Origin of the sequence: Klebsiella pneumoniae, assembly GCF_000742135.1 — a bacterium.
In the GTDB taxonomy this organism is placed as follows: Bacteria; Pseudomonadota; Gammaproteobacteria; order Enterobacterales; family Enterobacteriaceae; genus Klebsiella; species Klebsiella pneumoniae.
In genome coordinates this window covers 454,450-467,755 of sequence record NZ_KN046818.1, presented here as the reverse complement: position 1 = coordinate 467,755, position 13,306 = coordinate 454,450, and the positions used below count along the sequence as shown (strand labels likewise).

Here is a 13,306-nt window from a genome sequence, read left to right as displayed (position 1 = left end):
CTCGTTTTTTCACCAGCGCTGGCGTCTTATCGCAGTGAATTACGCCAGCATTTTTAAAAACACGAATTAAATATAGTAGACAGACGAAGGGGTTGCGGAGGATATGGATAAAAAACAGACGAATTAGCGGTGTTTTAAGAACTTTCCAGAAGGAAGGGAACGGGGGCGTAATCAGAAAAAAGCGCGGCCTGCGCCGCGCTTCGTCAGGGATTAGTGCTCGCGCGTTTTGCGGAACACCACGTCAGGGTAACGCTCCTGCGTCAGGTTCAGGTTGACCATTGTCGGGGCGATGTAGGTCAGGTTATCGCCGCCATCCAGCGCCAGCTGAACTTCATTTTTCCGCTTGAACTCTTCGAACTTCTTCACGTCAGTAGATTCAACCCAGCGCGCGGTGGCCACGTTGACCGATTCGTAAATCGCTTCCACGTTGTATTCGCTTTTCAGACGCGCTACCACCACGTCAAACTGCAGCACGCCGACGGCGCCAACGATCAGATCGTTATTAGCGATCGGGCGGAAGACCTGGACCGCGCCCTCTTCAGAGAGCTGAACCAGCCCTTTCAGCAGCTGTTTCTGCTTCAGCGGATCCTTCAGGCGAATACGACGGAACAGTTCCGGCGCGAAGTTCGGAATACCGGTGAACTTCATCATCTCGCCCTGGGTAAAGGTATCGCCAATCTGAATGGTGCCGTGGTTATGCAGGCCGATGATATCGCCTGGGTACGCTTCTTCAACGTGCGAGCGATCGCCCGCCATAAAGGTCAGCGCGTCGGAAATCACTACGTCCTTGCCGATACGCACCTGACGCAGCTTCATACCTTTTTCATATTTGCCGGACACCACCCGCATGAAAGCCACGCGGTCGCGGTGTTTCGGATCCATGTTGGCCTGAATTTTAAACACGAAGCCGGTGAATTTCTCTTCCGTGGCGGTGACTTCACGCGTGTCGGTGTTGCGCGGCATCGGCGCCGGGGCCCACTCCACCAGGCCATCCAGCATATGGTCAACGCCGAAGTTACCTAACGCGGTTCCGAAGAAGACCGGGGTGATTTCCCCGGCCAGGAACAGATCTTTGTCGAACTCATTCGACGCTCCCTGCACCAGCTCCAGCTCGTCACGCAGCTGCTGCGCCAGGTCTTCCCCCACCGCCGCGTCGAGATCCGGGTTGTTGAGCCCCTTCACGATACGCACTTCCTGGATGGTGTGGCCTTTACCGGTCTGATACAGGTAGGTTTCGTCTTTGTAGAGATGATAAACGCCTTTGAACAGCTTGCCGCAGCCGATAGGCCAGGTAATCGGCGCGCAGCCGATTTTCAGCTCGTTCTCGACTTCATCCAGCAGCTCCATCGGATCGCGGATATCACGGTCAAGTTTGTTCATAAAGGTGAGGATCGGCGTATCGCGCAGACGGGTGACTTCCATCAGCTTACGGGTCCGATCTTCGACGCCTTTTGCCGCGTCAATCACCATCAGGCAGCAGTCCACCGCCGTCAGGGTACGGTAGGTATCTTCGGAGAAGTCTTCGTGCCCCGGGGTATCCAGCAGGTTCACCAGGCAGTCATGATACGGGAACTGCATTACCGAGGTAGTGATCGAGATACCACGCTGCTTTTCCATCTCCATCCAGTCGGATTTCGCGTGCTGGCTGGAACCACGACCTTTTACTGTACCGGCGGTCTGAATCGCCTGTCCGAACAGCAGCACCTTTTCGGTGATGGTGGTCTTACCGGCATCCGGGTGAGAAATAATGGCAAAAGTGCGGCGTTTGGCCACCTCTTGCAGATAAGGAGACAACGTCATAATTAATCTTCTAAGTAAACGCGGCCATGGGCCACGCATGTGGAATACGAAAAATTGCGGCTATTTTACCCATCAACGGGGGGGAGGCAATCAGTGTTTACACAGGAGCTGCTCCAGTTCGCTTAACGAGGTCACCGTCCAGTCCGGCTCGAGGTCCGCCGGCAGCTCGCGCTGATGCGCATTGAGCCAGCAGGTCGCCAGTCCGGCGTTCACGCCGCCGCGAATATCCGACTCGGCGGTATCACCGACCATCAGCACCCGCGAGCGCGGTGGGTTACCCGCCTGCGCCAGCGCATAATCGAAAATACGCGCGTCCGGCTTGGCGACACCCACCTGTTCAGAAATAATCAGCAAATCAAAGTGATCGCGTAAACCTGTCCGCTCCAGACGAGTCTGCTGCAGCGAGGTAAAGCCGTTGGTGATGATGCCCATTCTGACCTTGCCCTGCAGCGCGTTGAGCAGCGAGACCGCGCCCGGCAACGGGGCACAGATTTCCGCCATCGCATTCATAAACGCGTCGTTGAGTTCCCCGGGCGGCACATTCAAACGTTCCGCCCAGCTGTCAAAACGCTGGTGCTGCAGCTGCAGCGAGGTGATGGCGCCGTTTTGGTAATCCACCCATAGCGGCTTGTTCACGGCCTGATAGTCCTGAAAATCTTCGGCGGTAAAGGTCACGCTGTAGTCGAGAAACATCCGCTGCAAGCCGCTGAAAGAATCAAACGTAAACAGCGTTTCATCGGCATCAAAGAAAATCCAGTCCCATTTCATCGTATCACCTTGTGTTACATACTGATTGGCAGAGCCATAATAATGGCGTCTTCGCGTCCGTCGGTCGTAGGATAGTAGTTGCGGCGGATGGTTGCCTCATTGAAGCCTACGCTCTCATACAGCGCGATGGCGGCAACGTTGGATGCTCGCACCTCCAGCCACAGCGTGACGACGCCGAGTTTTTCGACTTCATCAATGACATGCTCCAGCAGCGCTCGCCCCAGGCCGCGGCGCTGGTACGCGGGATCGACGGCGATATTGAACAGCGTAGCCTCATCCAGTACCACTTGCGTAATGGCGAAAGCCGCCATTTCGCCATCTACCGACAGCTGATAGTTGCAATAGCGCTCCCCCTGGTTACTGGCCAGAGTCTGTTCGCTCCACGGGAAAGCGTGGGCGCGTTTTTCGATGTGCCAGGCTTTGGTTAAATCAGCCGTGCTGAGGGTAGAAATCGTGTTCATGTGCGCAGATTTGTTGCCAGAGCGCCCTGCGAGCCGGCGCGCTGGTCTGGAGTTCATCAAAAGCGGGGGTGGACACCTGGGCGCCCGCCAGCGGCAGCGACGCCTCTGTGCCCAACCGCCAGCTGTTGCAGCGGCTGTCCTGCGGCAGCATCGCCACCCGCTCCGGAGTCAGCTGCAGGACCTGATCTGGCGTCACGGCCAGCGCGCGTAATATGTCGCCAATCAGCGGCTCTGTCAGCGACGGCGGGGTTTCCGCCACCATCACCAGACGAATATGTTCAGGAAGCGAGATAGCGATTTCGCCCTGCAACGCCCCCGGTCGGCGCAGCGACCACTGGGTAATGCCCAGCTGCTGTAATTGCCAGTCTCGTCGGGATGTCATAGCGAAACACTCCTGTTAAACAAGCGCGCAATATAGCAAATCCGTCGTATCTGCGCCAACAAACTACTATAATCGGCGCCAGTCTTAATGAAGGAGTGTTTCATGTCCGCTTTTACCCCGGCAAGTGAAGTCTTGCTGCGCCACAGTGATGATTTCGAGTCCGCCCGCGTTCTGTTTGCCGGTGACCTGCAGGATGACCTGCCTGCGCGTCTGGATACCGCGGCCAGCCGCGCCCACACCCAACAGTTCCACCACTGGCAGGTCCTCAACCGCCAGATGGGTGACACCGTCCGTTTTAGCTTAGTGGCTGAGGCCGCTGACGTCGCCGAATGCGACACCCTGATCTACTACTGGCCAAAGAACAAACCAGAGGCGCAGTTCCAGCTGATGAACCTGCTCTCTCTGCTGCCGGTGGGAAGCGACATTTTCGTCGTCGGTGAAAACCGCAGCGGCGTCCGCAGCGCGGAGCAGATGCTGGCTGAATACGCGCCATTAAACAAAGTGGATAGCGCCCGCCGCTGTGGCCTCTATCATGGCCGTCTGGAAAAGCAGCCGACCTTCGACGCCGACGCATTCTGGGGCGAATACACACTGGATAATCTGACGATAAAAACCCTGCCGGGCATCTTCAGCCGCGACGGTCTGGACGTCGGCAGCCAGCTGCTGCTCTCCACCCTCGAGCCGCATACCAAAGGGAAAGTGCTCGACGTCGGCTGCGGCGCGGGCGTGCTGGCCGCCGCGCTGGCCAGCCATTCACCGAAAGTGCGCCTCACCCTGTGCGACGTCAGCGCCCCGGCGGTCGAAGCCAGCCGCGCGACGCTTGCCGCCAACGGCCTGGCTGGCGATGTGTTTGCCAGCAACGTCTTCTCCGAGGTCAATGGTCGCTTCGACATGATCATCTCTAACCCGCCATTCCATGACGGCCTGCAGACCAGTCTCGAAGCCGCCCAGGCGCTGATCCGCGGCGCAGTTCGCCATCTGAACAGCGGCGGCGAGCTGCGCATTGTCGCCAACGCCTTCCTGCCGTATCCGCAGGTGCTGGATGAGACGTTCGGCTTCCATGAGGTGATCGCTCAGACCGGGCGCTTTAAGGTCTATCGCACCATTATGACCCGTCAGGCGAAAAAATAATCGTCTTTTCACGCCGGCGGCCCGCTCCTGGTACCGCTGGCGCTTCCCGCGGGCAAATCCGCCCATTTTTGCAGCAATCGATACAACCTGCATAATTAACTATTGACGTGTCGCCGAAAACCACTAGAATGCGCCTCCGTGGTAACGATACTTTCAGAGTATCGATGGTATGCGAAGGTGGCGGAATTGGTAGACGCGCTAGCTTCAGGTGTTAGTGTCCTTACGGACGTGGGGGTTCAAGTCCCCCCCCTCGCACCATAATCCACGAAGATATTGCTCGCACTGGGCGAAGGTGGCGGAATTGGTAGACGCGCTAGCTTCAGGTGTTAGTGTCCTTACGGACGTGGGGGTTCAAGTCCCCCCCCTCGCACCAATATTCTTCCCTCTCCCGGCATTATCCTCTCAGTTTAATATCCACAATCATCAGCATTATTCCGCCAATCAATGCGACGCACGATGGCAGCAGGATAAAATGGCGCAATTGACGATGCCAGATCATCGCCGCGGACATCAGCATGCCCACCGCGACCAGTACCCGCCATACGTCAGCCGACACTCCGGCATACCCGAGAGCGACAATTAGCGCGCCGGGAATCATCACTCCCCAGCCGCTTCCTAATGCTCGCTGCAGCATGGTTTCACCTCTCACAACGATAATGATAACCAATATCATATGATAATCTTTATCATTTGTCATTTGCGACGTGCTCTGCCCCTTTTTCTTTACGTTCGCGGTAATGACATACATTCATGAAGGTGATAAATTAAGCGGATTATCGATATATATTAAATATTTTGCTTATTTTGCAAATAACCTTTTTTTGCACATTGTTATCAGACTCTTCATTTTTGGCTTTCATCATTTTGAAATTTAACGACTAATAATGATTCTTCCGATATGACTGCACAAACCTGGCGAGCACACTACGCACAAAAATATCAATATTCCTTACGGCTTTTTTTACTGCTTAATTTCATTTCTTCCTCGCTGTCGCTGGTCACCCCCCTATTTACGGTAGTTCGTTTTACGCTGCCCTGCGCCCTGATCGTCGTCTGCAGCGGGCTGCTGCTGCTCTGGCACTGGAAATGGCCGCAATCGAAAATAAATATTCCCACTATCTCGTTGTTATTTGGCATGCTATGGGCATGGCACGTAGTGACAAAAGCGATGCTATTGACACCACCGCATTTTAACTATCTGGTGATCGCCCTATTAAGCATTCTGTTTATCGGCACCATCGCTTTTTCCAATAATATCACTGCCTTTACCCTCCACTCTTTACCAACTTTCCTTGCCTGCCTGATAATGGCGGAGGGGGAACAATGGTTGCGTATGACTTACTGCTTTATGCTGCCTATAGCCGGTATTACCCTGCAAAATATTATCCAGAAGCGCAGCGATGCCTTTACGCAGGGTTTAATGGATAAACTGATGCATGAACGCAATACGCTCAACGATCTCAGTATGCTCGATCCCCTGACCGGTTTGTATAATCGCCGCGGACTGCAAAACCGCCTCGATACCCTGCTGGCGCTGGACGGCGACAACCACTACGTGCTGCTCCTCGATATCGATCACTTCAAGGCCTATAACGATCACTATGGTCATATGATGGGTGACCAGGCGCTTATTCGCGTCTCTGCTGCCATTCGCAACGCTGTACGCTCACGCGATATTGTCGCCCGCTTTGGTGGAGAGGAGTTTATGGTGCTGCTGACCAATAGCAGCGAAGAAACGGCCTGGAAGACAGCCGAACGTATACGTCAGCGGGTCTATGACCTGAAGATCCCGCATATGTTTAATGAAAGCGTCGCCACCAACGTCACCATCAGTATTGGCCTGACGCCGCTCATTAATGACAACATTGAACAAGCGCTGGCGCGCGCCGACGGCGCACTCTATGAGGCCAAAAATAAAGGCCGCAACATTATTCTTGCCAGTTGACCTGCGCGCGCTGCGACATCGCGGCGCCGATAAAAGCCTTGCCATGCCGCCTGCAAGCAACTAATATCAGTAATCATTATCATTTAGATTTGTATCTGGAAATCGAATGGCCTGGCGTTCCCTTCCTCTCAGCGATGAACTTATCTGGCGGGCTCCTTTGCCGACGGCTGAGCATGCCCTGGCGGAGAGTATTCGGGAAAAAATCGCCACCCTGCGCCCACACCTGCTCGATTTCCTGCGACTTGACGAACCCGCCCCACGGCACGCGTTAACGCTTGCCGAATGGTCGCAACCCATCGCCTTGCGCTCCCTGCTGGCCACCTGGTCCGATCATATCTATCGTCATCAGCCGACGCTGCCTCGGGAACAGAAGCCTCTGCTCTCGCTCTGGGCGCAATGGTATATCGGCCTGCTGGTGCCGCCGCTGATGCTGGCGCTGCTCAATGAACCGCAAGGCCTCAGCCTGGCGCCAGAACATTTCCATGTCGAATTTCATGAAAGCGGCCGGGCGGCCTGCTTCTGGATTGATGTGCATAGCGATGCCGACATCGAGAGGCTTTCACCGCAGGCGCGAATGGATGCCCTGGTAACGCGCACCCTGCAGCCGGTTGTTGAGGCGCTGGCAGCGACGGGCGAAATCAATAGCAAACTTATCTGGAGCAATACCGGCTATCTGATTAACTGGTATCTTGGGGAAATGCGCGCGCTGCTGGGTGATGAGCGGCTTGCCGCGCTACGTCAGCACTGTTTTTTTGAAAAACAACTCGCCGATAGCCAGGATAACCCGCTGTGGCGAACGGTGATGCTGCGTGAAGGGCAGTTAGTCCGGCGCACCTGCTGTCAGCGCTATCGCCTGCCGGATGTCCAACAGTGCGGCGACTGTACGCTTAAATAATTACCACTTACCTGAAAAGTAACGGGCGGCCTTTACCGCCCGTTGCTATTTATGCGGTCTGTTGACTCTCCTGCTCCGCCCGCTCGGCCTCTTCCGCTTCCTGAGCAAGCAGCTGTTTCTCATATACCTTAAAGAATGGGAAGTAGATGATTGCCAACACGCAGGCCAGAACAATGACCAGAATCGCCGCCCGGAAATCCCAGCCCAACGCCCAGGCGCCGCCAATTGGCGCTGGCGCCGTCCATGGTACGACGGAGATGACGCGGCCAATCAGATCCAGCTTCATTGCCGCCCAGGCCAGCACCGCGTTCACCATCGGCGCCAGCAGGAACGGAATAAAGAACACTGGGTTCATGACGATAGGCGTCCCAAAGATCACCGGCTCGTTGATATTGAACAGGCTTGGCACCACGCTCAAACGTCCAATGGAGCGCAAATGCGCTGAACGGCTGCGCAGATAACAGAACACCAGTCCCATGGTCGCCCCGGAACCTCCGACCACGATAAAGAAGGTCCAGAACGCCTCCATAAAGATATGCGGCAGAGGCGCGCCCTGGGCCAGCGCCTGCTGGTTCATACCGAGGTTAGTCAGCCAGAACATCTGCAGCATCCCGGACACGATCGCCGCACCGTGGATCCCGGCAAACCACAGCAGGTGGCCGATCAGCACCGCCAACAGAATTGCCGGCAGAGAGTCGGCTGCCGAAACCAGCGGCTTGAAAATGGCCATAATGGCCTGCGGGATCAGCATGTCAAAATGGTGCTGGATAAACAGGCTCAGCGGATAGAGCGTCAGCACGACCACCAGCACCGGGATCAACAGATCAAACGAGTTTTTGATCATCGGCGGAACCTGGTCCGGCAAGCGGATCCCAATGTTGTGCGCTTTCAAGAAACGCATCATCTCCACGCAGTAGATCGCCACCAGGATGGCGGTAAAGATCCCGGTCCCCCCGAGGCTATCCACCGGCAGCGTGCCATTGGTCTTCGGCGCGGCAATCAGCAAAAAGGCCATGATCGACAGCATTGCGCACATAAAGGGATCGAGCTGATTGGATTTCTCGTAATGCTTACCGAGGTTATAGGAGATTGCCGCGCAGATGTAGATCGACATGATCCCCATCGTCATATCAAAGGGGGTCAGAATACGCCCCTCAAACTCTTTCGCCAGATCCAGCCAGGCGCGGGCAAAACCCCAGGTGGTATCCGGTGAGAACGGTGGATAAGCAAACACTAACAGGAACGATCCGACGATCATAAACGGCATCGCTGAGATAAATCCGTCACGGATAGCCATGACGTGGCGCTGCGACGAGATCCGCCCTGCTATGGGGCTTATGTAATTTTCTACAAAGCGAAATATCAAATTAAACGCAGCATGGTTAGCAGACATAGTAGCCCTCCTGACAGGCTATTGATACTGGCCCAACAACGATTACCCTGCCGTTACGATGACCGCTTTTTGACGCAGCAGGCCGCTGGCGGATGTGCAACCGGCTATACTGCTCATGAGGCAACGATTCATACACGGCTCTTTTGTTATAAATAAAAGGAGAAGTGACTGTTCCAGTATTCATCTCAATGCAGAGAACCGCAACCGGTTACAGTAACCGGTTACGGCGATTGTGAAGGAGATCGACAAAATAGAAAGAATCTGGATTGTCCGCGCTGATATTTACACTCCGCCAGGCTTGTGACAGATTTAACCAGGCTTAAATCAGGAGAATCCAATGAGTCTGCAGTCTGTACGGCAGTTTTTTGCCGAACACGCCCCCGATATCGAAATTATTGAGTTAAATCAGAGTACCGCCACCGTCGCACTTGCCGCTGCCGCACACAACGTTGAGCCGGGGCAAATTGCCAAAACGCTGTCGCTCAAGATCAAAGATAAGATTGTACTGATCGTCGCCAGGGGCGATGCGCGCCTGGATAATAAAAAGCTGAAAGAGACCTTTGGCGCGAAAGCACGCATGCTAAGCAGCGATGAAGTGGTTACCTGGACCGGTCATCCGGTCGGCGGCGTTTGCCCGTTTGGTCTGGAAAACCCGCTGGCAGTCTACTGCGACGTCTCTCTCAGACATTATCAGGAAGTACTACCCGCAGCGGGAGCCATCCATAGCGCGGTTCGCATTGAACCAGAACGCATGGCGCAGCTCACCGATGCAACATGGGTAGATGTGTGTTTATAGCCGCATTACGCTACCTGTTTAACGGCGCTGGTCGTACTATTGAGCGGTAAATGCAACAGGATATCCGCCGCGTTTAATAAACCAATGTCTGAGCGGACTCCGAGCTTGGTCATGGCGTTAAACTTATGCGCGCGGATCGTTTTAATATTCCGGTTGAGCTGTATCGCAATATCAGAAAGCGAATATCCCCACGACATATACCGAAGGATGGCGTGCTCCGTCGGGCTTAGCGGATCGTTGCACGCCTCTCTGTCGCAAAATTGTTCGCTGCCGCTGAGATGATGATTGTCCAGTAGCTGCAGCAAACGCTCCTGTAGCCCGCGTCGCGGCGCGGATTTATTCAGTATGCCGTGCAAACAGGCCGGCATAAGATGGCCGATCAGGTGCATTTCACTTTCATTATTAGCCAGAATAATCGTTTGGACTTCCGGCCGGCACCGCGCCATTTCATGAACAAAGAGCAGACTCTCGGCTCGTGAAGAACGACTTCCCGAAAGAGAAAAAATAATGGTTGACCAGGGAAACGGTATTTCCGCCGCCCTGAGCATACTGACATTTTTAAACAGATGAATATGATAACGGCGATTATCTTCACGACTAAAGATATAGCGCCATGCCATTTCCGTCATCACGCATTTTTCTACGATGGCGACATGGCGGGTTGTACTATTTTTTTCCATTCCATTTGCTCCCCGTAAGCTGAATTGATATTCAGCTCTTGCATTCCCTGCGCGCTGTTGATCCAGGCATACATTTCAGCGTTGCTGCGTAGCGATAAGCGACGCATTGCGCTGTTTTTCTGCGCGCTGATCGTCTTATTACTCTTTTTCAACAGCGCGGCGATCTGGTTTATTCCCCACCCCTTCGCCAGAAGGCGCAGAACTTTACGCTCTGAAAGAGTGAGCATCGCCGCAGAGTGGTAGCTTGCGAAATCGCTGTCCTCATCCCCGGCAAACAGCGTACGGCTAATCTGTTCAGCCGCACGGCTACCGGCGCAAATCACCTCAATCAGCCGGTTAACCGGCTCGCTCTCGGAGATCAACGAGCTTTCAGGACGAATTAATAGCTCAACGGCCAACGGATAGAGGCTGTCGCTGACCATAAAAACCCAGTGAATATCACGGTACTGGGTCATGAGGGAGTAATAACGCTCGCAGACGGCTCGGGGGTGCGCAATCTCGCCGGAGATATCCGCGACAACCAGCACCGCCCGCCGCAGTTGTAAAAGGGTGAGCTCATCATGAGAACGACAAAAACTCAGTTCGTAATCAGGGAGGTTCTCATTGAAGATCACCTTTAACCCTGATTGCATGACGGGAATTTTACTAATAACGACGCCAAACTTACCTTGTCCTGGTAACATAACACCTCCGCTTCCTGTCGAAGTTCCTTCGCTTGCCTGCAAACGATCGGCGAGCGACTTTATCGCCATATCATTTCCTGGATGAATATTAAAATCATATTCATGGCCTGCGCACACGATATACGTAACGACCGAACCGTGGTCATACCGTGTAAAATATTATTGCCGTGTATACTTGCGATTAATATTAACACAGACGTTCCTGCGCTAATAAATTAGAAAAGATAAAAACATTATTTAGCAAAAATAATTTCAGTACTGAACATTATGAAGCATTATTTTTAATTGTTTCTCTAAATGCTTTGGGTGACATACCGCTATAGCGACGGAAAAAACGCGAAAAATAGGCTGCATCGCTAAACCCTAAATAATCAGAGAGTTGTGTAATCGTCATGCGGGTGTACTGCAGATTGCGTCGCGCTTCAAGCATCAACCGCTGGTGCAATACTCCAAGAGCGCTACAGCCATAAAACTCACGACATAAATAATTTAAGTGCGTAACCGACAGTCCAATCAGCTTCGCATACTCCGCCAACGGGAGATGCTGTCGGTAGTGGCTCTCGATAAGGCGGGCGAAGTGGCGCATCATGCTGCGCTTCCGCTCCGCTTTATCTTCCGCGGGGGACGCGGGATGGCACTGTCGGTTCAGCCAGACCAACAGCGTCCCCAGCAGCGAATAGAGCATCATTTCTCGCGCATCGTGCTCTTCGCAGTACTCCTCGCGAAGCGCTGAAAACAGCGTATGCATGCGCCCGCGAGAACGGCCCACCGGCACACACTGCGGCACGCTAAGCACATCCAGAGGGCGACCGAACTGATTTTCAAACCGGCTCAGCAGCGGCAGCGCCAGAGAGAGCACAAACCCTTGCGTCCCGGGTGAAAAATTAAACCCGTGAATACAGAGGGCGGGAACCACCTGGATGCAGGACTCCGTCATCACCGCGGTGGCGCCTTCAATTTCGATCTCCGCCCGCCCCTGATGCAGATAGAGAAGCTGGACCATTTCCGCATGCTGATGGACGCGAATATGCCACTGATACAGGCTGCTGCGCTGTAAAATCGACTCACAGTGTAGCAGGTCCGGCGTCGGCCAGCCGCACTCTTCGCCATACAGCTTAAATACGGGCACGGTTTGAACGAACGGCATGATGACTCCTCTTAATTCAGGCGACACGCTCCATGGGCAAGCCCACGTAGTTTTCCGCGATGGTGGTCAGCCCGGCGCGCGAGCCCAGATAGTAGCGGCGGTCGGCGGCCTGCATTTTAGCGTCGAACGCGTTCTGATCCGGAAAATCATGCAGCAGGCGGGTCATAAACCAGCTAAAGCGTTCCCCTTTCCAGACCCGATCCAGCGCCAGTTGCGAGTAGGCCGCCAGCAGATCGCTGCGGCCACGATGGTAGTATTCGCGCAGAATCCGCCACAGATAGTTCACGTCCGATGCCGCCAGATTTAATCCTTTCGCCCCGGTTGGCGGAACGATATGCGCCGCATCCCCCACCAGGAACAACCGCCCATATTGCATCGGCTCCACGACGAAGCTACGCAGGGGGGCAATGCTCTTCTCAAGTGAGTGACCAGTCACTAACCTGGATGCCAGCTCCTCCGGCAAGCGGCTTTTCAGCTCCTGCCAGAAGCGCTCGTCCGACCATGCTTCAACCTTATCGCTCAGCGGAACCTGCAGATAATAGCGGCTGCGAGTCAGTGAGCGTTGACTGCACAATACAAACCCCCGCTGATGGTGCGCATAAATAAGCTCCGGATTGACCGGCGGCGTATCCGCCAGCAGGCCTAGCCAGCCAAACGGCCACACGCTCTCGTAGGTCTGCAAAATGCCAGCTGGAATACTTTGCCGCGATACGCCGTGGAAACCGTCGCAACCGGCAATAAAATCGCACTCCAGACGGCAGGTTTCCCCTTCGCTGAGGTAGGTGATCGTCGGCCGGTCGCTTTTGGCGTCATGGATAGCCACCTCGCTCACGCCATAGACGATCGGCGCGCCGCTGGCGGCCCGGGCAGCCATCAGATCGCGGGTGACTTCGGTCTGGCCATAAACCATTACGCTCTTACCGTCGGTTAGCTCGCTCAGTGCGACGGGCACCCGCTGGCCGTCAAACAGAAACTCCACCCCATGATGCACCAGGCCTTCGGCATCCATCCGCTGCGCCACGCCCGCTTCGCGTAGCAGATCGACGGTGCCGCTTTCCAGAATTCCCGCGCGGATGCGCCCCAGCACATACTGCGGCGTTTGACGCTCAAGGATCACGGTATGGATCCCGGCGTTGTGCAGCAACTGCCCCAGCAGCAGCCCGGAGGGGCCCGCGCCAATAATCGCGACCTGTGTCTTCATAGGGATGTCTCACTCTTGCAGTGT

Annotated in this window: 15 protein-coding genes and 2 tRNA genes; 7 read left to right on the top strand and 10 right to left on the bottom strand. The window is 54.8% G+C overall.

Going from position 1 to position 13,306, the window contains the following annotated elements:
* Positions 1-210: 210 nt before the first annotated feature.
* The 4 genes from prfC to DR88_RS22700 all read right to left on the bottom strand — a co-directional run bounded on the left by prfC (position 211) and on the right by DR88_RS22700 (position 3,411).
* Positions 211-1,800 (bottom strand): peptide chain release factor 3, encoded by a 1,590-nt coding sequence (gene prfC / locus DR88_RS22685; protein WP_002887711.1) that lies wholly within the window; start codon positions 1,798-1,800, stop codon positions 211-213.
* Positions 1,801-1,890: 90 nt separating this feature from the next.
* The gene (gene yjjG / locus DR88_RS22690) at positions 1,891-2,568 is read right to left on the bottom strand and encodes a pyrimidine 5'-nucleotidase (RefSeq protein ID WP_004146044.1); all 678 of its coding nucleotides are present in this window, start codon (positions 2,566-2,568) and stop codon (positions 1,891-1,893) included.
* A gap of 14 nt (positions 2,569-2,582) precedes the next feature.
* Positions 2,583-3,029, bottom strand: a complete 447-nt coding sequence (gene rimI / locus DR88_RS22695) for a ribosomal protein S18-alanine N-acetyltransferase (RefSeq protein WP_004214431.1) — start codon at positions 3,027-3,029, stop codon at positions 2,583-2,585.
* On the bottom strand, positions 2,998-3,411 hold the full coding sequence (locus DR88_RS22700) for a DNA polymerase III subunit psi (protein WP_004146046.1): 414 nt from the start codon (positions 3,409-3,411) through the stop codon (positions 2,998-3,000). The genes rimI and DR88_RS22700 overlap by 32 nt, the downstream gene beginning before the upstream one ends.
* A gap of 102 nt (positions 3,412-3,513) precedes the next feature.
* Between DR88_RS22700 and rsmC the strand changes: the two genes are divergently transcribed.
* The 3 genes from rsmC to DR88_RS22715 all read left to right on the top strand — a co-directional run bounded on the left by rsmC (position 3,514) and on the right by DR88_RS22715 (position 4,915).
* On the top strand, positions 3,514-4,542 hold the full coding sequence (gene rsmC / locus DR88_RS22705; protein WP_032443788.1) for a 16S rRNA (guanine(1207)-N(2))-methyltransferase RsmC: 1,029 nt from the start codon (positions 3,514-3,516) through the stop codon (positions 4,540-4,542).
* A gap of 171 nt (positions 4,543-4,713) precedes the next feature.
* A tRNA-Leu gene (locus DR88_RS22710) sits at positions 4,714-4,800 on the top strand.
* Positions 4,801-4,828: 28 nt separating this feature from the next.
* Positions 4,829-4,915, top strand: a tRNA-Leu gene (locus DR88_RS22715).
* Between the two features lie 21 nt (positions 4,916-4,936).
* On the opposite strand, the gene DR88_RS22720 is transcribed toward DR88_RS22715, so the two are convergent.
* Positions 4,937-5,176, bottom strand: a complete 240-nt coding sequence (locus tag DR88_RS22720) for a DUF1435 domain-containing protein (protein WP_002887654.1) — start codon at positions 5,174-5,176, stop codon at positions 4,937-4,939.
* Between the two features lie 70 nt (positions 5,177-5,246).
* Between DR88_RS22720 and DR88_RS30280 the strand changes: the two genes are divergently transcribed.
* From DR88_RS30280 to fhuF, 3 genes are all read left to right on the top strand, one after another.
* Positions 5,247-5,417: a hypothetical protein gene (locus DR88_RS30280; RefSeq protein ID WP_004221147.1), complete on the top strand. Its 171-nt coding sequence runs from the start codon at positions 5,247-5,249 to the stop codon at positions 5,415-5,417.
* Positions 5,418-5,440: 23 nt separating this feature from the next.
* The gene (locus DR88_RS22725; RefSeq protein ID WP_002887653.1) at positions 5,441-6,487 is read left to right on the top strand and encodes a GGDEF domain-containing protein; all 1,047 of its coding nucleotides are present in this window, start codon (positions 5,441-5,443) and stop codon (positions 6,485-6,487) included.
* Positions 6,488-6,593: 106 nt separating this feature from the next.
* Positions 6,594-7,382, top strand: a complete 789-nt coding sequence (gene fhuF, locus DR88_RS22730; RefSeq protein WP_023288218.1) for a siderophore-iron reductase FhuF — start codon at positions 6,594-6,596, stop codon at positions 7,380-7,382.
* Positions 7,383-7,431: 49 nt separating this feature from the next.
* On the opposite strand, the gene DR88_RS22735 is transcribed toward fhuF, so the two are convergent.
* Positions 7,432-8,775: a PTS cellobiose transporter subunit IIC gene (locus DR88_RS22735; RefSeq protein WP_004146960.1), complete on the bottom strand. Its 1,344-nt coding sequence runs from the start codon at positions 8,773-8,775 to the stop codon at positions 7,432-7,434.
* A 337-nt stretch (positions 8,776-9,112) separates the two neighbouring features.
* Between DR88_RS22735 and DR88_RS22740 the strand changes: the two genes are divergently transcribed.
* Positions 9,113-9,571: a YbaK/EbsC family protein gene (locus DR88_RS22740; RefSeq protein ID WP_004151383.1), complete on the top strand. Its 459-nt coding sequence runs from the start codon at positions 9,113-9,115 to the stop codon at positions 9,569-9,571.
* Between the two features lie 5 nt (positions 9,572-9,576).
* Here the strand turns inward: DR88_RS22740 and bglJ are convergent, their stop codons facing one another.
* From bglJ to pobA, 4 genes are all read right to left on the bottom strand, one after another.
* A complete protein-coding gene (gene bglJ, locus DR88_RS22745) occupies positions 9,577-10,251 on the bottom strand; it encodes a DNA-binding transcriptional activator BglJ (RefSeq protein WP_002887647.1) in 675 nt (224 codons plus the stop codon).
* The gene (locus DR88_RS22750) at positions 10,212-10,934 is read right to left on the bottom strand and encodes a helix-turn-helix transcriptional regulator (RefSeq protein WP_002887645.1); all 723 of its coding nucleotides are present in this window, start codon (positions 10,932-10,934) and stop codon (positions 10,212-10,214) included. Before DR88_RS22750 ends, bglJ begins: the two co-directional genes overlap by 40 nt.
* A 265-nt stretch (positions 10,935-11,199) precedes the next feature.
* Entirely contained in the window at positions 11,200-12,081 is an 882-nt protein-coding gene (locus DR88_RS22755; RefSeq protein WP_032443787.1) for a helix-turn-helix domain-containing protein, read from the bottom strand.
* 16 nt (positions 12,082-12,097) lie between these two features.
* Positions 12,098-13,282, bottom strand: coding sequence for a 4-hydroxybenzoate 3-monooxygenase (pobA, locus tag DR88_RS22760; protein ID WP_004146953.1), 1,185 nt, complete (start codon positions 13,280-13,282; stop codon positions 12,098-12,100).
* Between the last annotated feature and the right edge of the window lie 24 nt (positions 13,283-13,306).